Annotated in this window: 20 protein-coding genes; 5 read left to right on the forward strand and 15 right to left on the reverse strand. The window is 55.3% G+C overall.

The features are described 5' to 3' along the window. Window positions 1-245: transposase (locus tag ACEQ15_RS18910; RefSeq protein ID WP_370280815.1), on the forward strand; the 245-nt coding region annotated here is incomplete at its 5' end. A gap of 401 nt (window positions 246-646) precedes the next feature. On the opposite strand, the gene ACEQ15_RS18915 is transcribed toward ACEQ15_RS18910, so the two are convergent. Then, window positions 647-1,120: a CBS domain-containing protein gene (locus tag ACEQ15_RS18915; RefSeq protein ID WP_370280816.1), complete on the reverse strand. Its 474-nt coding sequence runs from the start codon at window positions 1,118-1,120 to the stop codon at window positions 647-649. Between the two features lie 459 nt (window positions 1,121-1,579). Between ACEQ15_RS18915 and ACEQ15_RS18920 the strand changes: the two genes are divergently transcribed. The 3 genes from ACEQ15_RS18920 (at window position 1,580) to ACEQ15_RS18930 (ending at window position 6,596) form a co-directional block, all read left to right on the forward strand. Continuing rightward, window positions 1,580-2,563 (forward strand): cytochrome-c peroxidase, encoded by a 984-nt coding sequence (locus ACEQ15_RS18920; protein ID WP_370280817.1) that lies wholly within the window; start codon window positions 1,580-1,582, stop codon window positions 2,561-2,563. Then, complete coding sequence (locus ACEQ15_RS18925; protein WP_370280818.1) at window positions 2,560-5,814, forward strand: EAL domain-containing protein; 3,255 nt, start codon at window positions 2,560-2,562, stop codon at window positions 5,812-5,814. The genes ACEQ15_RS18920 and ACEQ15_RS18925 overlap by 4 nt, the downstream gene beginning before the upstream one ends. 155 nt (window positions 5,815-5,969) lie before the next feature. Then, the gene (locus ACEQ15_RS18930; RefSeq protein ID WP_370280819.1) at window positions 5,970-6,596 is read left to right on the forward strand and encodes a TetR/AcrR family transcriptional regulator; all 627 of its coding nucleotides are present in this window, start codon (window positions 5,970-5,972) and stop codon (window positions 6,594-6,596) included. Here ACEQ15_RS18930 and ACEQ15_RS18935 read toward each other — a convergent pair. The 12 genes from ACEQ15_RS18935 to ACEQ15_RS18990 form a co-directional block, all read right to left on the reverse strand. Beyond that, complete coding sequence (locus tag ACEQ15_RS18935; RefSeq protein WP_370280820.1) at window positions 6,593-7,900, reverse strand: ABC1 kinase family protein; 1,308 nt, start codon at window positions 7,898-7,900, stop codon at window positions 6,593-6,595. The two genes, ACEQ15_RS18930 and ACEQ15_RS18935, sit on opposite strands and share 4 nt — an antisense overlap. 105 nt (window positions 7,901-8,005) lie before the next feature. Further along, window positions 8,006-10,363: a DNA polymerase II gene (locus ACEQ15_RS18940; protein WP_370280821.1), complete on the reverse strand. Its 2,358-nt coding sequence runs from the start codon at window positions 10,361-10,363 to the stop codon at window positions 8,006-8,008. 30 nt (window positions 10,364-10,393) lie between these two features. After that, window positions 10,394-10,738 carry a hypothetical protein gene (locus ACEQ15_RS18945; protein ID WP_370280822.1) on the reverse strand — a complete coding sequence of 115 codons (345 nt, stop codon included), beginning with the start codon at window positions 10,736-10,738 and terminating at the stop codon, window positions 10,394-10,396. Between the two features lie 24 nt (window positions 10,739-10,762). Continuing rightward, complete coding sequence (gene mvaD, locus ACEQ15_RS18950) at window positions 10,763-11,755, reverse strand: diphosphomevalonate decarboxylase (RefSeq protein WP_370280823.1); 993 nt, start codon at window positions 11,753-11,755, stop codon at window positions 10,763-10,765. Beyond that, on the reverse strand, window positions 11,748-12,689 hold the full coding sequence (locus ACEQ15_RS18955) for a mevalonate kinase (RefSeq protein WP_370280824.1): 942 nt from the start codon (window positions 12,687-12,689) through the stop codon (window positions 11,748-11,750). Before ACEQ15_RS18955 ends, mvaD begins: the two co-directional genes overlap by 8 nt. Continuing rightward, window positions 12,673-13,665, reverse strand: coding sequence for a mevalonate kinase (locus ACEQ15_RS18960; protein WP_370280825.1), 993 nt, complete (start codon window positions 13,663-13,665; stop codon window positions 12,673-12,675). The genes ACEQ15_RS18955 and ACEQ15_RS18960 overlap by 17 nt, the downstream gene beginning before the upstream one ends. After that, the gene (locus ACEQ15_RS18965; RefSeq protein WP_370280826.1) at window positions 13,665-14,831 is read right to left on the reverse strand and encodes a hydroxymethylglutaryl-CoA synthase; all 1,167 of its coding nucleotides are present in this window, start codon (window positions 14,829-14,831) and stop codon (window positions 13,665-13,667) included. Before ACEQ15_RS18965 ends, ACEQ15_RS18960 begins: the two co-directional genes overlap by 1 nt. 15 nt (window positions 14,832-14,846) lie before the next feature. Next, window positions 14,847-15,875, reverse strand: a complete 1,029-nt coding sequence (gene fni, locus ACEQ15_RS18970) for a type 2 isopentenyl-diphosphate Delta-isomerase (protein WP_370280827.1) — start codon at window positions 15,873-15,875, stop codon at window positions 14,847-14,849. Continuing rightward, complete coding sequence (locus tag ACEQ15_RS18975) at window positions 15,875-16,912, reverse strand: hydroxymethylglutaryl-CoA reductase (RefSeq protein WP_370280828.1); 1,038 nt, start codon at window positions 16,910-16,912, stop codon at window positions 15,875-15,877. Before ACEQ15_RS18975 ends, fni begins: the two co-directional genes overlap by 1 nt. 176 nt (window positions 16,913-17,088) lie before the next feature. Continuing rightward, window positions 17,089-18,663: a tetratricopeptide repeat protein gene (locus ACEQ15_RS18980; RefSeq protein ID WP_370280829.1), complete on the reverse strand. Its 1,575-nt coding sequence runs from the start codon at window positions 18,661-18,663 to the stop codon at window positions 17,089-17,091. A gap of 134 nt (window positions 18,664-18,797) precedes the next feature. Beyond that, window positions 18,798-20,024, reverse strand: a complete 1,227-nt coding sequence (locus ACEQ15_RS18985) for an argininosuccinate synthase (RefSeq protein WP_370280830.1) — start codon at window positions 20,022-20,024, stop codon at window positions 18,798-18,800. Window positions 20,025-20,155: 131 nt separating this feature from the next. Continuing rightward, a complete protein-coding gene (locus ACEQ15_RS18990; protein ID WP_370280831.1) occupies window positions 20,156-21,010 on the reverse strand; it encodes an OmpA family protein in 855 nt (284 codons plus the stop codon). Window positions 21,011-21,247: 237 nt separating this feature from the next. Between ACEQ15_RS18990 and rnt the strand changes: the two genes are divergently transcribed. Further along, a complete protein-coding gene (gene rnt / locus ACEQ15_RS18995) occupies window positions 21,248-21,898 on the forward strand; it encodes a ribonuclease T (protein ID WP_370280832.1) in 651 nt (216 codons plus the stop codon). Window positions 21,899-21,976: 78 nt separating this feature from the next. Here the strand turns inward: rnt and ACEQ15_RS19000 are convergent, their stop codons facing one another. Both ACEQ15_RS19000 and grxD read right to left on the reverse strand, forming a co-directional pair. Continuing rightward, a complete protein-coding gene (locus tag ACEQ15_RS19000) occupies window positions 21,977-22,579 on the reverse strand; it encodes a peroxiredoxin (RefSeq protein WP_282350663.1) in 603 nt (200 codons plus the stop codon). Window positions 22,580-22,669: 90 nt separating this feature from the next. Then, window positions 22,670-23,005, reverse strand: coding sequence for a Grx4 family monothiol glutaredoxin (gene grxD, locus ACEQ15_RS19005; protein WP_370280833.1), 336 nt, complete (start codon window positions 23,003-23,005; stop codon window positions 22,670-22,672). Window positions 23,006-23,189 lie beyond the last annotated feature (184 nt).

Raw genomic sequence — 23,189 nt, forward strand, 5'->3', positions numbered from 1 at the left:
GGATGTGGGAGCAGTGGTGGCAGCAGGTACAGGAAAGTGGGATAAAACCCTTGCTGGACTTTGCGCGGAAGTTAAAGCCGTATCTACACGGTATCGTGGCGTCAGCGATACATCCCCTCCACACCAGTCGATTGGAGGGGAAAAAAAACAATATCAAAGTAATCAAGCGTATGGCCTATGGTTATCGAGATACCGAGTACTTCTTCCTAAAGATAAAGGCGGCCTTCCCCGGTAATCGACGATGAACCTTTTTTTAGGGCAGCCTTCAGGCTGCCGGTAGGCTAAAGCCTACCCTACAGCGTATATTCCGGATCCCAATTTGTCGGTTAGCACGAACTCCACTCCCCTCTACGCCGCCGAGCATTTCGTAAATCAAACGCTTAAAAGCAAATTCTGTCTGAGGCCAAAGGCCGAGTTTATTTGCTTCGTTTTATTTGTGGGACGCACAGGGAACCGGGCTTTGCCCGGCAAGTAGTGAGGCTGCCGGGCGGGCCGCGCAGGCATTGATAAGGGGAGTTCAGAGACTCCCCTTATCTCGCCCTTGTGAGGGCGAAGAAGAACACTAAATCAATACTGCGTGACAGAGGTCGCGGTCGGCACACTAAAGGGCATAAAAGACCGCTGCTACAGGGCTAACAGTTAGCGCTTACTGCGCCAACACCCCCACCATATCCAATGACGTAATAATCCCCACCGGCTTTTTGTTTTCAACTACAAGCACCCGATGAATCTTATATTCCGTCATCAACTGCGCTACTTTTTTCACATCATCATGCGGGTCTACTGCTATGACTTTCCGGGTCATGATATCCGCCACCTTACAGGCACGAATCCGGTCGGCAAGCGCACTATCATCGTTATCTGCCCCAAAAATCAAACTGGTCAGCGTACCGTTGCTATGCCAGTAGTAGCTGGCCTCCCCTTCCTCACTCTTCAAATTGTTGGAGAACGTTTGGCCGATATCAGTACTGGTCACGATGCCCACCAGCGCACCGTCCTCCACCACAGGAGCTCCACTAATATTCTCGGTGGCGAGTGCCTTGTCCATCTCCACCAGAGACATTTCCGGTGAAACGACAAACAGGTCGTGGCTCATGATGTCTCGTGCTTGTTTGGTCATAACTGCGATCTCCAGGTTGCATCTGAAACCGTTAATACCCTTTTAATAACAAGCACGTCTTTGATAAATATCAAGTGCACATTTTCGGGCATTTCACAACAAATCGCCCCAAATTCACGCACAATCAGCAAGTTAGCTCACTCCTACGCAACAAGCTTAAACCCTGCATTTCGACTGATCAACAAACAACCAGGGGCAAAAATAGTGCACCTCGTCACACGCCTCATCCAGGAACGTGCATAAAATATTTTGGACAACACGGCACGCTTATACCTGCCTGTCATAAAAACCCAGTACTAAAGACTCCTGACGGATCGGCAAATAGCATGACGAATATCAACTAACGGTTGTTCTGCATCGGATAAATAAGACTGTAAGAAATCATATGCTGGCATCGCCAATGATTTTAGATTTTACTAATATAGCTTTCCTTGAAGTAGACTACTGAGCAACCTTTGAATGCTGCATGGCGCCTTAGCACATCTAAAACGCACAACGCTGTTATTGCTGACGATTACCTCCTGTGCAGCATGGGCAGATCTGGGCTCCGAGCCGATCAGCCCGATCAAAGCGCTCCCTTCAGATTCAGCGGAGAAGATCCAGCTGGGTGAGATACTGTTCCATGATGTACGGCTCTCCAGCGACAACAGCATCAGCTGCGCCAGCTGCCATAACCTGGCGAACGGCGGCGCCGATCAGCACCCCGTATCCTATGGTGTAAATAACGCTCCCGGCACTACCAACACCCCCACCGTCTTTAATACCCACTTCAACCTGGCCCAGTTTTGGGATGGTCGCGCGCAGACACTGAACGATCAGATAAACGGCCCCATCCATAATCCGGTTGAGATGAACAGCAACTGGGAACAGATCACCAACAAGCTCAACCGGGATACAGAGCTGCGCAAACGCTTCACCCAGACCTATAAGGGTGGCATCACCGGCGCTAATGTCCGCGATGCCCTTGCCGCATTTGAGCGCTCGCTGCTAACCGTCAACGCCCCTTTTGATCAGTGGCTGCGGGGGAAACGCGAAGCCCTGACCGAGCAGCAGGTGAAAGGCTACAGGCTGTTCAAGTCCTACGGCTGCGTAAGCTGCCACCAGGGTGCCAATGTCGGCGGCAATATGTACGCCCATTTTGGTGCGGTGGACGATATCCAAACCTACTTCCAGACCCGTGGTAATGGTGAATCGATTGCAGACCTAGGGCGATATAACGTGACCGGCGCGCCGGAAGATAAGCACCTGTTCAAAGTGCCCAGCTTACGGCTGGCGGTAAAAACAGCACCCTACTTTCACGACGGTTCGGTGGAGACCCTGCCGGATGCGATCCGCGTCATGGCCAAATACCAGCTGGGACGTGATATTCCCGATCCACACGTGGAAGCGATCGTCAGCTTTCTCCACTCACTAGTGGGCGAACACCCAAGGCTGCAGCCATGAACGGTATACGCCTCCAGACCATCTTGTTCCCGCTGCTGGCGATCTCGCTGGTGCTAAGCCTGTTTTTTATTGTGTATGACAGCGATGAGCGCCTGTACAAGGCGCGCGCTGATCTTTTGCTGGACCTGAAGGAGCTGGACAGCCTGCTGGACCGGGAGGTCTTGCTCATTACCTCCCTGCAGCAACAGAACTATGACCCGCTCTCCCGCGCGACCCGCCAGATGCGGGCGCTGAAAACCCGCCTGGCCGATGAAAATAGCAGCTTCTACGGCGCCACTACACCGGCAGTGGATGCAGAGATCGACCGTTATAACCAGGCGATCCGTGAGAAGCTGCAGCAGATCGAACGCATCAAAACCACCGCTGCCATCGTGCGCAACGGCCTGAACTACCTGCCGCAACTTGTGAATGACCTACGCCGGAGTAATCACAACACCAGCGATCAGGTGCAGCAGATCGCCAACCAGCTCTATCGCCACTACATCTTCCGCAGCAGCCTGGATGCCCAGGACATAACGCGCAGTATCAATGACCTGAGCAAGCAGGCAGAGATCAACCCTCAGCAGTTTTTCTACATTCAGAACCTGCGCCTGCACATCGACACCACATTACGTGCGCAACAGAAGCTGTCTGCCCTGCACGCGGCTTATCTGGCAATCCCATCCCGCCAGAGCTTTACCCAGCTGCACCAGGCGTACCGCCGCTACCTCAATAAAGAGATCCATCAAGGTGAATACTTCAGCATCCTGCTGATCGGTATCTGCACCCTGCTACTGGTTGGTCTCGGTTACCTGTTCCAGCGCCTGGAACGCTCACACAAAAGCGCTGAAAGAGCGCGTCTGCGCCTGCGTGACGGCGTCGACAGTCTCAATGAAGCCTTTGCCCTGTTTGATCAGGACGGCAAGCTGGTGCTGTTTAACGAAACCTTCCGCCGTTACTACCCATGGCTCAGAAACCAGCTGCAACCGGGTATCAGCCGCAGCCACCTGATGGCACTGATCGAGCCAGAAATACGCGAACGCATTGCTGTCTCCCCCGACGGGCGTTCCGATCGCCACAACCTGCAGATCTTAAAAGACGGTAACGCCTACCTGGGCAGCGAAACCCCAACCGCCGAAGGTGGTGAAGTATGGGTGCGGCTGGATGTCACCCACACACGCAACAACGAGCTGGAACTCCGCAAGCTGTCCCGCGCTCTGGAGCAGAGCCCGGTATCGGTGGTGATCACCGACACCAACGGCACCATCGAATACATCAACCCAACGGCGGAACAGATCTCCGGCTACAACAAAGCGGAAGTGATCGGCGCCAACCCACGTATCTTCCGCTCCGGCAAGCACAGCCGCAAAGACTACAGCCTGATGTGGAAAGCCCTGCATGCCGGTAAACGCTGGCAGGGGGTATTCCGCAACAAACGTAAAAGCGGCGAGCTCTACTGGGAGGCGGCCACAATCTCCTCCATCCGCAACGATGCGGGCATAATCACCCACTTTGTGGCAGTGAAAGACGACATCTCCGAACGCAAGCAGGCCGAAGATACCCTGCGTATGAACGCGGCAGTGTTCGAGACCACGACCGAAGGCATCCTGATCACCGACGCCCACAGCCGGATCATGTCGGTCAACCGGGCATTCACCCGCATAACCGGTTACAGCCAAGATGAGGTGAAGGGCTTCACGCCTCGTATGCTGCGCTCGGATCTGCACGACAAGAACTTCTACAACGAGATGTGGGACGCGCTGAACAGCAACAACAACTGGTCCGGAGAGATCTGGAACAAGCGCAAGGACGGCACCATCTATCCGCAGTGGCTGTCCCTCTCGGCGATCAGAAACTCTCAGGGCGAGATTCAGCAGTACGTGGCCGTATTCTCCGACATCACCCAGCGTAAAGAACACGAAGACAAGATCCGCCAGCAGGCCAACTTCGATGCCCTCACCGGCCTGCCGAACCGCAGTCTGTTGAAACGTAAACTTAAACAGACCCTGCGCAGAGCCAAAGAGCAGCAGCAACACTGCGCCCTGTTGTTTATCGACCTGGACCGCTTTAAAGCGGTGAACGACACCATGGGCCACGCGGTGGGTGACAAATTGCTACAGCAGGTAGCTGAGCGGCGGCAGATGGAGATACGCGACGAAGACACCATCGCCCGCTTCGGCGGTGACGAGTTTGTGGTGATCCTCTCCCATGTGGAGGAGGATAACCAGTTGGCATCCACCAGCCAGCGCATCATCGACTGCCTGCGCGCGCCGTTTAAGCTGCGTGAGCGCGAGCTGTATATCGGCGCCAGCATCGGCATCTCCCGTTTCCCGGATGACTGCAGCGACAGCGATACCATGCTACGTCACGCCGACATGGCGATGTACAAAGCCAAGGAACAGGGCCGTAACCAGTACCAGTTCTTCAACTCGGAACTGCGTGAGCAGGTGAAAAACCGTACCGAGCTGGAACAGGCGCTACGTCTGGCACTGCAAAACGAAGAGTTTGAGCTCTACTACCAACCGATCGTTAACAGCCACACCGGCAAGGTATATTCGGTGGAATCCCTGGTGCGCTGGCGCCACCCGGAACGGGGTATCGTCAGCCCGGGCGAGTTTATCCCGCTGGCAGAAGAAACCGGTCTGATCCAGGCCCTGGGCCTCTGGGTATTCGAGCGTGCCTGCCAACAACTGGTGCAGTGGCAGCAGCAGCAGGGCATCACAGATATTTCCGTGGCGATCAACATCTCCTCCAGCCAGCGCCACCTCGGTTTTAATGCTACCGTGGCCCGGTCCATCATCGACAAGACCGGCGTCAATCCGGCGCAGATCATTATCGAGATCACCGAGAGCATGTTCCTTGATGGCTCAGACGAGGCGGTCGACTGGCTTCAGGATCTGAAGTCCCTGGGGGTGCAGCTGGCCATCGACGACTTCGGTACCGGTTACTCCTCCCTGAGTTACCTGAAGCGCTTCCCGATCGACAAGCTGAAGATCGACCGTGCGTTTATCAAGGACCTGCCAGGTGATGAAGACGATGCGTCACTGGTAAAAGCGATTATCGCCATGGCCCACAGCCTGGGGCTTTCACTGGTTGCGGAGGGCGTGGAAAACCCGGACCAGCTCGATTATCTGCGCCACCTCAACTGCGACCTGATCCAGGGATACCTGTTCAGCCGACCGGTGCCAGCCGCGGACCTGCCAGAACAACTTTCACGACTGGAATCGATCGCACGCGAACAGAGCGAAGAGTACTTCGACTTCATTATCTAAGCCTCTTTCCCCATTTACGCCTCACCTGAATTCAGGGTGGGGATTACAAGTGCCCTATACTTTTTCTAAAGCGGTGTTCAAAACGCCGGATAGATGACCAAGCAGATCCGTAGTGAACACCAACCCTCACCTATCCTTATCGACAGGACAGCGTTATGAGCGGAAAACAGAAAAAGCAGAAATCCGAGGCGCCCGAAGCGTTAGAGCCGGAACAGATCCTCCAGGCTGCACTTGAGCTGGCGCAGGAACAGAACGACTGGTACGACCTCAGCATCGCTGAATTAGCGGAGCGGTGCGGCACCACGGTCAATGAGATACGCCATCACTACCCCGACACCAATGCAATTGCCGACGCCTGGTTCGAACGGGCATTGGAGTCGATGCTGGCGCTGGAAGCAGAGCAAGTGAACAAGTTACCGACCAAGGCACGCCTGGAGTACATCATCTGGCGCTGGTTTGAAGCGCTGGCACCCTATCACCATGTGACGGCACAGATGCTGGGCTCCAAGCTGCATACCCCGCATATCCACCACTGGGTACCGATGGCGTTTGACCTGTCACGCCTGGTACAGCTTTGGCGTGACAGTGCCGGACTGCACGCCAGCGGCCGGCGCAGACAGATCGAAGAGATCGTATTAACGGGGATTTTTCTGACCACCCTGCAGGCTTGGTGTCGTGATGACAGCGACGAACAGGCCAAGGCCCATGCCCAACTGCTGGAGCTGCTATCCAAAGCGGATAAGTCAGCTGGGTTCTGGTTTGCCAAGCAAGCAAAAGATTAGTGCAGATAAGGCTCAACCAGGCGGTTCACATCCACCTCCGCCTTCAGGCGCGCACACAACAGATAGGTGCCGCCAAATTTACGGTGCAGGAACAACAGATCGGTGGGTGGGAAATGCAGATAGCGCTGATGCAGGCGCAGCGATATGGCGTGCTCAGCTACCCGTTTTGACAGGTCCGAGTGGCCGAAGTCAAAGGGCCCCTGTTGCCGTAACGGCTCGGCCACCGCGTAGAGCATTTCACATAAGCCCTGCCGGTACGGCGCAGCTTCATCCGGTCGTAGGTACCCCAGCTCAACCGCCAGATCCTCGATCCCGGCAATATTGCCCTGCCGTGCGGCATTCACCAGACGGCGCAGGCTCGCGATAAATTCCGGTGTGTAACGCCGCGTGGCCCCAAAATCCAGCAGCCCGATGCGATCCTCCTCCGTCTGGTAGCGATAGTTGCCGAAGTGTGGATCGATTTGCACCAGTCCCCACTGAAACACCTCCCTCAACACCAGTGCCACCAGTCGAGTGGCGATCTGATTGCGGTGCCGGACGGGCGCATCTTCCAGCGTTTCGATCGGCACTCCGGAAACAAAGGACATGGTCAGCAGTTCGGGGGTGGTCCGTGAGATATCAACTTTGGGCAGCTCAAACCCGGTATCAGCGCCGATACATTGGCGGTAGGCCTCGATACTGGCCGCCTCGGCGTGGTAGTCCGCTTCCAGATGGAGTTGCTGTTTCGCCTCTGCCAGCAGGGGCTCGATGTCATAGTCCTGCGGGATCAGGCGCAGAAACCGGAACAGGGCCGAGACATTATCCACATCGCTGTCGATGCTTTTACGTACGCCCGGATACTGGATTTTCAGCGCCAGTTTGCGTCCGTCATAGGTCGCCGCTTCATGGACCTGACCGATGGATGCTGCCGCAATCGGCTGGTAGGTAAAATGCTCAAACTGAGCTTCCCAGCCACGCCCCCAGGCATTTTGCATCGCCAGCTCGACCTGCCCCCGCGGCATGGGAGTCGCACTTTCACGCAGGGCCGCTAGTACCTGGGTCAGTTCCGGCGGTAGGTAGTCACCCGCCTCCATCGATAACAGCTGGCCCACCTTCATGGCGGCACCACGCATCTCCGACAGGCGATTGGTCAGTTCTCTGGCGTTTTCCGGCGTCAGCAACAGCTCGTTCGCCTTCAGCGGTTTGCCGGCTACCAGATTGTTTGCGCCCTCTTTGAGCGCGCCTACTGCGAGGCCACCCACAATCCGCCCCATCTTAAGGAAACGGCTGGTCCGATCTGTAGGCAGGGGTTTCTCTTTGGCCACAACCGTATCTCACCTCCGATGCTTTGTGATGCGTGCGGGGAACGGTTATATACAGTTTAGTTGGGAAAGCAGCTCGCCGGACGTAAGGTGGAATTACTGCGAAGCTCAGAACAGGCGGTACTGGGGTGCGGTGAGGCGGTCGAAGTCTTCATTGATAAAGGTGAGGATGGTGTCCGCCACCGGCTGCACCTGCTTGTCGATATAGTGCTGGTAGTCGATCGGCGAACGCAGGAACTCCAGTGGCTCCGGTCCATTTACGGTGATCACATACTCCACGTAGGCCCCCGGACGAAACGGCGTGGGGATGCCTTTGTCCAGGTAATGCTGCTCGGCTTTTAACGCCGCCTGCACATGAGGCGGCCGGTTGCGGGTGTACTCTGCCAGCGGCTGACGAATACGTTTGCGGTACACCAACTGGTCATCCAGCTCGCCGGCACGCACGGCTGCTACGCGGCTCTTCAACAGATCCTGCCACGGCTGTTCACGGAAGATCCGCTCGTACAGCTCCTGCTGCAGCTCACGGGCCAGCTGGGTCCAGTCGGTGCGTACATTCTCCAGGCCCTTGAACACCACCTTGCTGTTTCCATCCGCCATCCGTTGCAGACCCGCGTAACGCTTCTTGGTGCCTTTTTCCGAATGGCGCATACGCGGCATCAGGAAGCGGGTGTAGTGGGTCTCGTACTCCAACTCGAGGAAGCTGGGCAGGTCAAAACGCTCTTTCAGCTCCTGCTGCCACCAGTTGTTCAGATAGTCCTGCAGCTCTTTACCCCGCGTATCGGCGTCCGCTTCCGGGTAGTCATCGCCCAGCCAGACAAATACCGAGTCGGTATCACCGTAGATTACCGTGTGACCAAACTGCTCCTCGATACAGGTTTTGGTGCGGGTGAGGATCTCGTGCCCCCGCAGGGTGATGGAGCTAGACAGGCGCTGATCGTAGAAACGGCAGACGTTGGAACCCAAGACGCCGTAGAAGGAGTTCATGATGATCTTGATCGCCTGGGAGAGCGGCTGATTCTTCTCACGCTTGGCCTGGTCACGCGCCTGCCACAGACCTTCGATCAGGCCCGGCAGGATACAGCTCTCCCGGTCGAAAATAGCATGGTTAAAGCCGGGTACCAGATGCGCTTCAATCGCACCTTCCTGTAACCCCTCGGCCATGCCCACAGGATCGATCTTGAAGGTACGGATGATGCTCGGATACAGACTCTTGAAGTCCAGAACCAGCACCTGTCGATAGAGCCCCGGCAACGAGTCCATCACGTAGCCACCCGGCGCATCCAGGCCCGACTGACCCGAGGCGTATTCCGGCGCCACATAACCCGCCCGGTGCATCAGCGGCAGGTACTGGTTATCAAAGGCGGCTGCCGAGCCACCGACCTTATCCAGCGGCAAACCGGTCAGACGGGCACGTTCCACCAGATAGTGCAGCAGTTGGGCTTTTTCGAAGATATCCCAGACCAGGCGGCAGTCTTCCAGGTTGTAGCGGGCCAGCGCTTCCTTGTCTTCGTGGTAGAGACGCTGGATCTCGTCACCACGCTGCTCCACATGGTCGATCAGCTTGCCACGATCCAAAAAGTGTCGGGATACATACTCCAGCGAGAAGCTATCAAACTGGAAGGTGGCACCTTTCATGGTATCGATACCATCCAGCACAATACGGCCTCCCAGACGGACGAACCATTTCCCCTGCCCGGATTGGTGCATCTGCATCGGATGTTTGTCACGCCCCAGCATCAGTGGCATTTTCAGGGCATCGGCACGCTGTTGCAGTACACGGAAGTCGAAGCCCACCACGTTCCAGCCGATAAAGATATCCGGGTCTTCCGCCTTCACCACCGTCACGAAGCGTTTCAGCAGCGCACGTTCATCCGGCAGAAACTCCAATCCCGGCTGATCCTGCCCCTCCCCGGTCATCAGCACCAGCTGCAGCCGGTCGCTGTATAAACCAATGGAGAGAATCTTGTCGGCACGCATGGTGGTTTCCAGGTCGATCGACAACACCCGGAATTCCGGTACGTAGGTGCCCGGCTTCAGCAGGGTTTGCCCGTCACGCTGATACACATCCACCGCCCCCTGGATAAAGCGCTCCATCAGGTAGCGGTCGGCATGGCGGATATCTTCTTCCAGCAACGGCACATTGGCGCGCTGGAGACGTTCTATCACCTGTCGCTGTATTTTCAGGTTTGTACTGTAGAGCGCACTCACGCCCAGCTGATTGAGGTCTTTCAGCTCGACCTTCTGAATACGCCAGCCGGAAATCTCTGCCAATACCTGCCGGGCAGTTTCAACCTGCTCGTCGTGGATAAAAAACACTGATTCCTGGGCCGGGATATCAACGGTAAAAGGGCCATCCGGGCCACACACCCAGTAGTGGAGACAGATGCCATCGGCCTGATCCTGTTGCTGACGGGTCAGCAGAAAGCCGGGACGGATAGGAGCAGATACAGCAGCGGAGTGGTTCATCGTCCACTCCGCGTACTCAGAGGATGTGAATCAGCCACGCACACAAACAACGTGATCAATGTCACCAAAGCGGTCAAAGCTGAGAATGTTGGATTTCGTATTGGCGCCAAATGCATAACCAAACATTCCGGTACGACTCCAGTAGTCGGTTTTTTTGTTGCTCAGCGCACCACGATACATCAGGCCGGTCAGCTCCAGGATATTCGGCAGGCGACCACCCTCCGCCTCGCAGTAGGCATAAGCACCCTGCCAGTTGTACTCGGTCTCACCCGCTTCGCGGTAGCTAAGCTCTGCACTGCTTTTGACCGCCAGCATGATAAAAATTGCCACGGCAACAATGCCCGCCACCGTCGTCATCAGTACTGCTTTCAACATTGCTTTGCTCCCTGCATTAACCGATTAACTGGCGAACGGTGCCACCACTTCCAGTCCTGGGAACGCTTCCTCTAATGCCGCTTGATCCTGCTTGCGGAACAGCAGTTTGAGGTTTGGCCCGGCATCCATGGTGAAGTACACCTGCAATCCGTCAGCACGCAGATCCCAGATCTTATGCATCGCGGCCACAGATTCTGGCTGCCAGTACAGCAGCGGCGGCCAGGATGCGATCATGGTGGCGTGCATCGACAGGGCGTTCTGCTCGGCAGTCTCACCCAGCAGCATGAAGTCCTGCTGCTCGATTGCCAGGTGCAGCTTCTCCAGGTCGGCTGCGGCCTGCAGCGGCCAGCTCTGGTAAAGGTGTGCACTTTCAACGGTGCGCTGCATGCCAGCACGGGAGTCCACTTTTTTCTCGCCGGTCGCCACTTTCACCAGACCGATACGCAGATCCGGCCATGGATAATCCAGCTGCACGGCGTGGCTGTCCATACCGTCATCACGGTGGCCCATCTGCCACTCGACAAACCCGGTGAAAATGGAGCGAGAGGCACTGCCGCTGCCCATACGGGCACAGGCGGAAAGCTGGGCGTCGGTCAGGTTGAGGTTGTAGAACTGGTTCAGAGCCAGCATCAGCGCAGCAAAACCGGAGGCGGAAGACGCCAGACCTGCTGCGGTTGGGATGTTGTTTTCGGTGCTTACCAGCACCGGCTGCTTCAGATCACCACGAAACAGGGAGACAAACTCCACCACCTTGCGGGCGAACTTACTGTCTCTCGCCTGTTCTACACCGTTCAGCACCACGCGGTCTTCGCCGGTCTCGGATTCGGTGATTACGGTTTTGGAACCCAGGTGTGCCAGTGAGACGGACAGGCTGGCATTGATCGGCAGGTTCAGCTCGCGATCACGCTTACCCCAATATTTACACAGGGCGATGTTACTTGGCGCAAACGCTTCGCCCCGTTCACCGGCTTGCACTGATTCCGGCAATAGTCCTTTAATCACGTCGATCTTACGCATAATTCACCTCAACCCCTTTGGCGGAAACAGCAACCGGAATCTCTTCATATGGCATCTCGAGTGTGGCATCACGCCCCAGCGCAATCACACAATCTCCCAATCCGGAGCCCGAGATTTTAACACCGTCGATCTGATCGGAACCGCGCAGGCGCCAGATCATATCAGCGATGGTTTTATCACATACACCCAGCGCGTCCATCAGACCCTGATAGATATCCATCAGTTTACCCAACTCGGCCCAGTCCTGTGCAGCGATGGCAGACTCTGCCGCCACCGTTGTCTGATGCATCAGCTTATACAGGTCAGTATAGATCTGCGGCTGGCTGGCACTGCGTGCTTCAACAATCTTCAGCACATCCGGCGTACGGGTCTTGTAGCCGGCGTAAAACAGACTGATCGGTGGAATGCCCGGCAGCGCTTCGATCTGACGTGGTTTCACCGTATAGGCGATCAGACCACCGTACACCGATGCCACCAGGTCAGTACCCGAACCACGTCCGTCCTGTACCTCATGCACCACCGCCAGCGCCTGATCAAACAGCTGCTCTTTGCCGGGCTGTTCGCCGGTTGCGAAGGTCATGATCGCCGCCACCACGGCAGCGGTAACTGCGGCAGAGGAGCCCAGTCCCACGGTGTGGGAAAACTCGGAGCGGATGGTCAGGCTAAAACCGGACGGCAGTTGGGGCTGGAAACGGCGGATCGCGGCCAGCACAAAGCTCAGACGGTCGTCATCGGCCAATTGATCCAGGGAGCTGTGATAGTTCGCCAGGGCCGAATCGATCACCACATCGCAATCATCACGGGGCTGCAGGGACACGTGCATGTATTTATCCACAGCACAGGCCAGTGCACGGTGTCCGAATAACACCGCGTGTTCACCCATCAGCATGATGCTGCCGGGCGCAGAAACCTTAATCTCAGATGCTACGTGCACCTTCACGATCCTCAGTTAAAGCTGAAATCTGATAGTTGTATTGATTGCACAGGGTGTGCAGGTCAGCAAGCGCCCCATCCGGCAGGTACACCAGAATCAATCCCCCCTGCTCACCACGGTTGGCGCCGGCACCACTGATCTTGGCCGCGCCCCCCAATTGCTCTACCCGACTGATGAAATCAGCCACCGGTGCAGGCACCACCCCGATCTGCTGCAACAGTTGATGGTTAGCGCGCAGCAAAGTGGTTAAGCGCTCAGGCTGATTCAGTGCTTCAGGAAAAGCCTGGGTAATATCGGCAAACTTCGACCAGATCGCACTCGATCCGTGCGTCTCGCGCACCGCGGCCACGCATTCTCCGGTGGAAACCACCGGACGACCGCTATTGATGCGGTACCAACCCGCTCCCAAGTGACACTCCAGGCGCGTCACTTCAGCGTTTTGCACCTGGATCAAACCGCCATGGGTGACCGCCGCTGCATCAATTGCACTGCCCCGCCCGTGCTGCAAACGTTCGCAATAACGGACCTGGGAAAAGCGCTCCTGCAGAGACAGGGGTTGTCCTGACAGCTGCTCTGCCAATACCAGCGTGGCGGCAATCGCCGCGGCAGACGAACCCATACCAGCACCGGTTGGTAAGGTGGATTCAGTGGTCAGGGTACCTGCTGGGAGGTTGTCGAAGTGGGACAAGGCATAAAGCAGCAAGGTCTGCGGCTCGTCCATGATTTTATCCACAGGCAGATGCCCTGCTTCAAAGTCACTGTAACGTTGGTTGAGATGCTGTTGCAGTTCAGGCAAACGCGCCAGCGGATAGACAAAAGGTTCACCTTCGCCGCTGTCGATCATGATGGAATGGGAGTTATCGGGAGAAAAGCGAGCCTGAATGGACTCGCTCACAGCCATCGCGATGGCAGGCGCCCCGTACACCACCGAGTGCTCGCCACTCAGGATGACCTTACCCGGGGCAATTGCGTTCATCAGCTCGCGACGTATTCCCGTTTGTGCTGGGTGAAACCGGCCAGACGGAAGTGGCCTTTGGTCACTTTTTCGATGGTCAGGTCGGAACCGTCCCGTGGATCCGGATGGCGGTACAACTCGAGGTATTTCTCGTAGGAAACTTCCTCACGCACATCCAGCATCGCCTTGTGTTCGGCATGGTGCAGGTACTTCTCGTAGCCTGCCACAACAGTACCGGAGAAGAACTCAGCTACACAGCCGGAGCCGTAGCTGAAGAAACCGATCTTCTTACCGGCGATGTTCTGCTTGCAGTTTTCCAGCAGCGACGTCAGGCCGATGTACATGGACGCCGTGTAGCTGTTACCGATGATACGGTTGTAGAGCAGCGTATCTTCGATCTGCCCTTCGATCTGTTCCGGTGTCAGGTCCGCCTTGTTCAGTTTGGCCAGGTGCTGATGCGCCTTCTGGGCCATACGGCTGAACGGCAGGTGGTAACAGAAGTGGCTGAAATCATCGAACGCCAGAGAGCTGACTTCGCGGAAGTTTTCCCAGGCTTTTTTCAGCGCACGCAGGTAAATCTTGGTGGAGTACTTGCCATCTACCAGTGCGGTGGCACGGTAGTTCGGACGCCAGAAGTCCATCACGTCTTCGGTGTGGTTACCCACTTCCGGATCGATCTCCAGTAGACGTGGATTGGCAGAGATAAGCATCGCCACAGCACCACATCCCTGGGTTGCTTCACCCGGAGTATCCAGGTCGTAACGGGCAACATCGGAGGCGATTACCAGAACCTTTTTCTCAGGCTGACGCGCAACTAAAGCACAGGCCATCTGGATGGCAGCAGTTGCGCTATAGCACGCCTGCTTCATCTCAACCACACGGCAGTTGCTGTTCATACCCAGCAGACGGTGTACATAAACACCCGCGGCTTTGGACTGGTCGATACCGGTCTCGGTGGCAAACATCAAAGTGCTGACAGCGTCGGTTCCTACGCGCTCGATCAGCGGCAGCGCAGCATTCGCAGCCATGGTGACGACATCTTCATCAGGCGCGGCCATACCCATCTTTTCCTGACCGATGCCTTCATAGTACTTATCCGGGTCGGTTTGCTGCACTTCTGCCAAGGTGCGCAAATCCAGATAGTAATTCGATGTATAGAAGCTAATTTCGTCAATACCGACAGACATAAAACGTCTCGATCCTCAACACTCTTCAAGAATCAGGGCCCGGTTCCGGAATAACGCAGGAACGTTCGGGACACCCAGCAGAAACATGGCGGTGGTAAATTCGCGGCGCATCCGTTCGATCTCCGCAATCACCGCATCTGCTGAATCCATAGCAGGTTTCAGCAACGGTGCTGCGATACCACACAAAGAGGCGCCGAGTATAACAGATTTCGCCATATCAATCCCATCTCTGAGACCACCGCTGGCAATAAAGGTCGCACGATCCTGAAATGGCTCGGCCAGTTGCAGCGCTTTGGGTGTTGGGATACCCCAATCCTGGAAGCGCAGCCCCAGATCGGAGCCGTCTTTACGACGATGATGCTCGATCCGGCTCCATGACGTACCGCCGGTTCCGGCCAGATCGAAGTGACGGATACCGGCCGACAAACCAAGCTCAATATCCGCCGGAGACAGGCCCGAGCCCACCTCTTTAAACAACACAGGTTTATCCAGCGCTTTCACCAGCGCCGCAATCTTCTGCTGCAGGCCCGCAAAGTTGGTATCCCCTTCCGGCTGCACCGCTTCCTGCAACGGGTTCAGGTGCAGGTACAGGCCATCGGCATCCAGGCAATCGATCGCCTCTTGTGCCTCTTTTGCACCCATACCATAGTTCAGCTGCACCGCACCGATATTACCGATCAACACGGTGGATGGCGCATGTTCGCGCAGCTCAAAGCTCTCCCGCGCTTCCGGCGAGCTGAACATCACCCGCTGGGAGCCGACAGCCATAGCCACACCGGTCGCTTCCGCAGCAATCGCCAGGTTACGGTTGATGGCGGTCACCAGTTCGTGATCACCGCCGGTCATGGAGGAGATCAGCAGCGGGAAGCTGAGTTCCTTATCCAGAAATCGGGTGGTTGTATCGATCTCATCCAGGTTTAGCTCCGGCAATGCACGGTGCATCAGATGGATACGATCGAAATAGCGGAAGTCGCGATCCGTCGCCGGATCGTGCTCAATCGCGCGAATATGTTCGATCTTGCGTTCGTTGGTTGGATCAGACATCAGCGTTCCAGTTTGATGTGAGCTTCCATCAGCTCACCCGGATTGGTCTGTGCCGCCAGCAGGGACAACTCGCCACAGAGCACAGTCGCACCACAGATGGCAGCCAGACGGCGGGAGTTTGCACCCGGCTCGCGATCCTCTTTACAACCCAGTGCACGCAGATTCTCTTCCACGAAGTCCAGGCCTTTACCATTACCTACGGTACCCATGATCAGGTTTGGCAGGGTGCAGGAGAAGTACAGGTCACCGTTACGTACTTCAGCGTGCACAATCCCCTGAGAGCCTTCGATGATGTTGGCCGCATCCTGTCCGGTGGCCAGGTAGAATGCCAGCAGCATGTTCGCGTAGTGCGCATTGGCACTGCGTAAACCACCGGCAATCATGGTACCGATCAGGTTTTTCTTGATGTTCAGATCAACCATCTTCTCCGGCGTGGTCTTCAGGCGACGCTCACAGATATCACGTGGAATGGTGATTTCACACACCACGTACTTACCACGACCGAGAATGCCGTTCACGGCAGTCGCTTTCTTGTCGGAGCAGTAGTTGCCGGAGATGGAGGAGTAACGCAGCTGCGGGTATTCATTCAGCAGCCACGGGATAATCTTGTCTGCAGCGTTGGTCACCATGTTGTGACCGGACGCATCACCGGTGGTGAATTCCAGACGCAGGTAGATCAGGTTTGCCACGATTTGACTGTTCATGTCGATCAGCTTGGCAAAACGGCTGGAGGTAGCCACCACTGCCTGCAGATCATCGCGGCGCGCCTTGATCGATTGCAGCGCCAGCATCGCTTCGGTGGCATCTTCCGCTTCCAGCAGGATAGAACGGGTCATGCGCTCGTCGATTACGGTTGTCTTGATACCGCCCTCTACCAGCGCTGATACACGCGCACCTCGACCTACGGATGGCCACAACGGTGTTTCGTAAGTCGCCAGCGGTACAGTCACCTTTTCGTCCAGTACCGGACCACTGATCTTCAATGGACCCACGTTACGCATAGGAACAGGAGCTTGCTGGATTTTATGTGCTTTCATGGTTTATCAACGTGTAGACTCGGGCAAAGAGATACCAGAAGGAGCGCCCGCTGGATAAAATTCTGGCTGGCGGCGATTTTAGCCACCTGACCGGTTGAATGCAATTGGCCCAACTGGTCATGGGGATTTAGATCAAAGAGTTAAGCGGGTTCGGAACCGGCCTGCCCCGATTTCTTTCAGCCCACTTCAGGCAGATGACGTTCGATCTCGGCACAGCGCTGGGCCAGCGACCGGAAACGCGTCTGCTGACGGGCGGACAACTCGCCAAAGCGGATATCCGCCAGCACCATATCACAACACAACAGGACCTCAGAATTATCGGTAAGCCGTCGTGCCAGCTCGATACCGGTCTGTACCAGGTTCAGCGCAATCCCCACATGGTTTGGCAACTGTCGGTGTGCTTCGCGGAACAGTTTGAAGGCACTGTTCAGCTCCCCTTTACGGAAACTGATCATCGCCTTCAGATTGGCCTTACCCCAGCTCAGGGTCACCATCACGTTGGCCAGGGCCTTTTTCTTTTCGCTGATCTCGTTGGCCAGGGGACTACCGTTAGACGCATCCACAATTGCATCCAGCCAGGCACACTGGACTTCGCTTTCCAGCTGCTGAAACATCGCCCAGGCATCACGCATACGCTGTTCTGACAGGTCTTCGACCTTGCCGATGCGGAAGACATCACTGCCACAAAGCTTGGCGGACAAGCCCACCTCTTCAAAACCCTGATGATCCAGCACCACATCTTCCAGCAGGCGGATCACCTCCCCTTCCAGCTCTTCAGTTTCGCCGGCCTTTTTCATCTTGTGCGCCAGCGCACGTGCCAAGCCAAAATAGGAGGACGGTTCCTGGAATACGGAGTTACGTCCGTAGCGGATTGCAGCCCGATAGGAATCAATGGCGATATTCCAGTCCTCGGCCTGTGCGGCCAGATCAGCCAACTCGCGCTGCAGCTGTGGTGAGGTAGGTTGCAGCATCACAGCCTTGCGCATCAGGGTGATCGCCTGCTGCAAAGCACCTTTGGCCCAATAAGCACGGCCTAACCAGGAGAACGCTTCCACACACAGGTGTTCGTTATCGACCACCCGGTTCAGCATTTTTAACGAGTCGTCATACCGTCCCAGATAATAGAAGGCAGAGCCCAAGCCTACCTCAGCCCAGGGCAGGTCCCTCCGCTCGATCAACGATTCAAACAGGTCCACCGCTTCTGCGTATTGAGCCAACTGCAGCAGAATGGTGCCCTTCAGACGACTTAGATAGAGGTGTAAGCCTGGGAACATCGAGGAGAGTCGATCGCATTGATCCAACGCTTCAGCCCAGCGCTCTTCATCCATCAACGAATCGACCGACTCGGTGACGTGTTTCACACGCATCACTTTGTCCAGGCGTGCGCGTACGCTCACCAGATCGTAAGGCTTGGAGATATAAGTATCGGGGGAGTTTTCGAGCGAGCCGAACAGCAAGTGCGAGCGTTCGGTGTCTACCACCAACACGAACAGATTGCGGCGGCTTAGTAGCTTTTCGGAATTAGCCTCCAGCAGCAGTTGCAGGCCGTTTTTCTCATCCCGCCCCAGATCGTAATTCACAAAGCAGAGATCGTAGACCTCCACCCGCATCAGACTGAGGGCCATGTTGACGGATGAGGCAACCTGAACGCGCTTCACGCCCAATTGCTCAAGAATTTGTCGCAACGCGCCAAGCTCGGAGAGCTTATTGTCGACGATCAGAACCGACTTTCCTGAGTAATTGATTTCCATAGGCTTTTGCACAACAAGATTGAGTCAAACGTAGCACAGATTTCCCACCACGGGCAAAGAGAACCAAACGCACGTATAAAAAAAGCCCTGCGCTGTTAACGCAGGGCTTTTCTATGACTCTAGGTCAGTGCTGATCAGTCTTCCAGCAGGTCACGACCTTTGCTGGCAGCGATACGCATACGCAGGGCGTTCAGCTTGATGAAGCCCGCTGCGTCTTTCTGATCGTAAGAACCTGCATCGTCTTCGAAAGTCGCAATGCTTTCGTCAAACAGGGAGTCTTCAGAACGACGGCCTACAACCTCTACGGAACCTTTGTACAATTTCACGCGAACGTCACCGTTTACGTCACGCTGGGAGTAGTCGATCGCCTGCTGAAGCATCTTACGCTCTTCAGACCACCAGAAACCGTTGTAGATCACTTTCGCGTAACGTGGCATCAGCTCGTCTTTCAGGTGCGCCGCTTCACGGTCCAGAGTGATAGACTCGATTGCACGGTGCGCCTTCAGCATGATGGTGCCCCCTGGAGTTTCGTAGCAACCGCGGGACTTCATGCCCACGAAACGGTTTTCTACGATGTCCAGACGACCTACACCGTTCGCGCCACCTACTTTGTTCAGGTATTCCAGAACAGTAGCCGGGCTCATACGCTTGCCGTCGATTGCAACGATGTCGCCTTTTTCGTAAGTCAGTTCCAGGTAAGTTGCTTCATCTGGAGCCTGCTCCGGAGATACGGACCAACGCCACATATCTTCTTCAGCTTCCGCCCAAGGATCTTCCAGGATGCCGCCTTCGTAAGAGATGTGCAGCAGGTTGGCGTCCATGGAGTACGGAGACTTCTTCTTGTTCTTCGCGAAGTCCACTTCGATGTTGTGGTCTTCACAGTACTGCATCAGTTTTTCACGGGAGTTCAGATCCCACTCACGCCATGGTGCAATTACGTGCACACCTGGCATCAGTGCGTATGCGCCCATTTCGAAACGAACCTGGTCGTTACCCTTACCGGTCGCACCGTGGGAGATTGCATCCGCACCAGTTTCCTGAGCGATCTCAACCAGACGCTTAGCGATCAGAGGACGGGCAATGGAAGTACCCAGCAGGTATTCGCCTTCGTAGATGGTGTTTGCACGGAACATTGGGAATACGAAATCACGTACAAACTCTTCGCGCAGATCTTCGATGTAGATCTCTTTCACGCCCAGCGCTTCCGCTTTAGCGCGTGCAGGTTCTACTTCTTCACCCTGACCCAGGTCGGCAGTAAAGGTTACTACCTCAGCGTTGTACTCATCCTGCAGCCAGCGGACGATTACGGAAGTGTCCAGTCCACCGGAATAGGCCAGAACAACCTTCTTAATTTCGGACATTCTCAAGCTCCAACTTGTGCAAACGTCGGCCGCTGAACGCGACCGGTTGTAAGAAACAGGGGCGGGATTATATCAGATAAGCATTACGTCTGGTAAGGCCAATTCCGTTCACCAGCACGGAAATATCAGCCCTATTCTTTTTCCAGACGAATTGTTACACGGCGGTTACGGGCACGGTTATCTTTCGTGGTGTTCGGCACCACCGGATAACGCTCACCGTGGTAACGGGTGGTGACCATATCGTCACTCAAACCGTTTTTCACGAAGTAGTCGGTCACCACTTCAGCACGCTTCTTGGACAGGTCTCGGTTGGCCAGTCGGCGACCGGCGGAGTCACTGTGACCATCCACGTACACCGACTGCACGCTATTGTCGTTCTTGATGTAGAGGATAATCAGATCCAGGCGTTCGCGGGTGGAATCGGACAACCGCCATTCACCCGGCGGGAACAATACTGCGGTACGTGCCACCTGACGGTAGTTCACCGGCAACAACTGGGCTACACATCCCACGTAATCGTTGTAGGCGTTGCGGAAGTTCACCGCAGACACCGAGACACGCAGGTATTCCGGGGTGCCGTACCAGGTTTCGGTGGTAAAGGTTGGCATCAACCCCTTGTGCAGGGCTGCCAGCATCGCCTTGGCATAGTCGGTTTTTACATCCAGCTTACCGCTCTTCACCGCTTTTACCGGGCCGATCGCTTTGGTCAGCAACCCCGGACGCCACGGCGGTGCTTCAGACACCAGCATTGCCCCTTTGGCAAAGTGCCCTTTCTCAGTGGGATCCAGCAGGAAGTGAACATTTTCACCGGCTTCATGCTCAAATACAGCACGGCCAAAGGAGGGAATTTCGTGGGACAGGCGGCATACAAAGATGGAGGACTCCAACTCCCAATTTGAGTCTTCAATCGTCGCTCGATAACTCACTGCATGAACAACGGTACTGATCAACCAGAGCAGCAGAATGGGAATCAGTCTTGTGAACACAGCAACACACCTGTCAAATTGAAACAAACCAACGGCTATCTTATCTGTTTCGGCCCTAACAACAACACCTTTAGGCTCCGGCAAAAGTATCCGGGACGTTCCCTGCAGGGCCGTACAGGCTTGTTCACAGCTTCCTTAGCTATCAAAAAGCAACGCTGGTAGAATGGCGAACAAACTATGAGCAATTTCAGAAAGTAAGGGAATCTCTTGAGCCGTCCAGATCCGTATAAACACCCTATGGCAAACCGCTTTCGCGGATTTCTCCCAGTTGTGGTTGACGTCGAAACTGCAGGTTTTAACGCCAAGACCGATGCACTGCTGGAGATCGCTGCCGCCACCCTCACGATGGATGACAACGGCTATCTGCTGGTCGACAAATACTACGAAGCCCACGTTGAGCCTTTCGAAGGCGCCAACCTGGAGAAAGCGGCACTGGATTTCACCGGCATCGATCCATTTGATCCGGACCGTGGCGCAGTAAGCGAACGCGAAGCGCTGGAGAGCATCTTCAAGCCGATCCGCAAGTCGATCAAATCCCACGACTGCAAACGCGCCATTCTGGTTGGCCACAACTCAGCCTTCGACCAGGGGTTTGTGAACGCCGCGGCAGAACGTACCGACGTGAAGCGCAACCCGTTCCACCCGTTTTCCAGCTTCGACACTGCAACGCTTTCCGGCCTTGCCTACGGTCAGACCGTACTGGCGAAAGCCTGCGAAGTGGCTGATATTGAATTTGACGGCAAACAGGCTCACTCCGCCCTGTACGATACCCTGAAAACCGCCGAACTGTTCTGTTCCATCGTCAACCGCTGGAAAGACCTGGGCGGCTGGGACATGGTACTGGCCGGCCAGGAAGAGTACGAAGACGAGTTTGGCTTCGGCGCCTAAGCCACCCAAACGTTTCCGACAGACACAAAAAACCCGCCATTCGGCGGGTTTTTTATTAGCTCGTTGAAGAGGTCTGACTTACAGGTTGTCAGCTTCTTCAGTCAGGTAAGCTGCAACACCTTCTGGGGAAGCAACCATACCTTTGTCACCCTGGTTCCAACCAGCTGGACACACTTCGCCGTGCTCCTGGTGGAATGCCAGCGCGTCAACCATACGCAGCATTTCGTCAACGTTACGGCCCAGTGGCAGATCGTTAACAACCTGGTGACGTACCAGACCGTCTTCGTCGATCAGGAAAGAACCACGGAAAGCAACGCCGCCTTCAGATTCAACGTCGTACGCCTGGCAGATTGCGTGAGTCATGTCCGCTACCAGAGTGTACTTAACAGGACCGATACCACCTTCGTTTACCGGAGTGTTACGCCAAGCGTTGTGGGAGAAGTGAGAGTCGATGGAAACACCGATCACTTCAACGTTACGCTTCTGGAACTCTTCGATGCGGTGGTCAAAAGCCAGCAGCTCAGAAGGACAAACAAAAGTGAAATCCAGCGGGTAGAAGAATACTACTGCTTTCTTGCCTTTAACTGCTTCAGACAGCGTGTAAGCATCTACGATTTCACCGTTAGCCAGTACTGCTGGAGCTGTAAAATCTGGTGCCTGTTTACCTACGAGTACGCCCATTGTTTGTCTCCGTATGTGGGTATAGTTCGTTTGAGTTTCCATAATAAAAGAGAGCCCTGCAGTCGCAAGCCTCTCTTTTATAAATTTTTATTACTCGGCGCTTGCTTCATCAGATGCGGAAGCTTCCTTGATCAGCTCCTGCAGCTCGCCGGATGCAGCCATTTCGCAGATGATATCGCAGCCGCCAATCAGCTCACCTTTAATCCACAGCTGTGGGAAGGTCGGCCAGTTTGCGTACTTAGGCAGTTCTGCACGGATTTCCGGGTTTTCCAGAATGTTCACAAATGCAAAACGCTCACCACAACCCATCACCGCTTCAGACGCGCGGGAGGAGAAACCACACTGAGGGAAACGTGGTGTGCCTTTCATGTACAGCAGGATGTCGTTGTTTTCAATCTGCTCTTTAATGGTATCAATAACGCTCATTCATACACCTATCTGCTTTCACTTTGAAGACACCGTGTGTCTGTCTTCACGTGCAGAAATCTTAACACATATCCGACCATATCACTCTGTTAATGTATATTTAGAAAATTCAATCAGGGCGATAGCAGAAACTTATCAGCATCCATTAATCGATTTTTATTATCTCTGACGCGTTCAATCATGA

This window comes from Pontibacterium sp. (assembly GCF_964228735.1).
Classification (GTDB): Bacteria; Pseudomonadota; Gammaproteobacteria; order Pseudomonadales; family Balneatricaceae; genus Pontibacterium.

Bases quoted from the DNA above. Each gene is read 5' to 3' on its own strand.
- rnt (WP_370280832.1), top strand. From the start codon at position 21,248: ATGGCAAACCGCTTTCGCGGATTTCTCCCAGTTGTGGTTGACGTCGAA.
- fni (WP_370280827.1), bottom strand. From the start codon at position 15,875: ATGTCTGATCCAACCAACGAACGCAAGATCGAACATATTCGCGCGATT.
- ACEQ15_RS18945 (WP_370280822.1), bottom strand. From the start codon at position 10,738: ATGTTGAAAGCAGTACTGATGACGACGGTGGCGGGCATTGTTGCCGTG.
- ACEQ15_RS18975 (WP_370280828.1), bottom strand. From the start codon at position 16,912: ATGAAAGCACATAAAATCCAGCAAGCTCCTGTTCCTATGCGTAACGTG.
- ACEQ15_RS18915 (WP_370280816.1), bottom strand. From the start codon at position 1,120: ATGACCAAACAAGCACGAGACATCATGAGCCACGACCTGTTTGTCGTT.
- ACEQ15_RS18960 (WP_370280825.1), bottom strand. From the start codon at position 13,665: ATGAACGCAATTGCCCCGGGTAAGGTCATCCTGAGTGGCGAGCACTCG.
- grxD (WP_370280833.1), bottom strand. From the start codon at position 23,005: ATGAGCGTTATTGATACCATTAAAGAGCAGATTGAAAACAACGACATC.
- ACEQ15_RS18940 (WP_370280821.1), bottom strand. From the start codon at position 10,363: ATGAACCACTCCGCTGCTGTATCTGCTCCTATCCGTCCCGGCTTTCTG.
- ACEQ15_RS18980 (WP_370280829.1), bottom strand. From the start codon at position 18,663: ATGGAAATCAATTACTCAGGAAAGTCGGTTCTGATCGTCGACAATAAG.
- mvaD (WP_370280823.1), bottom strand. From the start codon at position 11,755: ATGCGTAAGATCGACGTGATTAAAGGACTATTGCCGGAATCAGTGCAA.
- ACEQ15_RS19000 (WP_282350663.1), bottom strand. From the start codon at position 22,579: ATGGGCGTACTCGTAGGTAAACAGGCACCAGATTTTACAGCTCCAGCA.
- ACEQ15_RS18985 (WP_370280830.1), bottom strand. From the start codon at position 20,024: ATGTCCGAAATTAAGAAGGTTGTTCTGGCCTATTCCGGTGGACTGGAC.
- ACEQ15_RS18925 (WP_370280818.1), top strand. From the start codon at position 2,560: ATGAACGGTATACGCCTCCAGACCATCTTGTTCCCGCTGCTGGCGATC.
- ACEQ15_RS18965 (WP_370280826.1), bottom strand. From the start codon at position 14,831: ATGTCTGTCGGTATTGACGAAATTAGCTTCTATACATCGAATTACTAT.
- ACEQ15_RS18930 (WP_370280819.1), top strand. From the start codon at position 5,970: ATGAGCGGAAAACAGAAAAAGCAGAAATCCGAGGCGCCCGAAGCGTTA.
- ACEQ15_RS18920 (WP_370280817.1), top strand. From the start codon at position 1,580: ATGCTGCATGGCGCCTTAGCACATCTAAAACGCACAACGCTGTTATTG.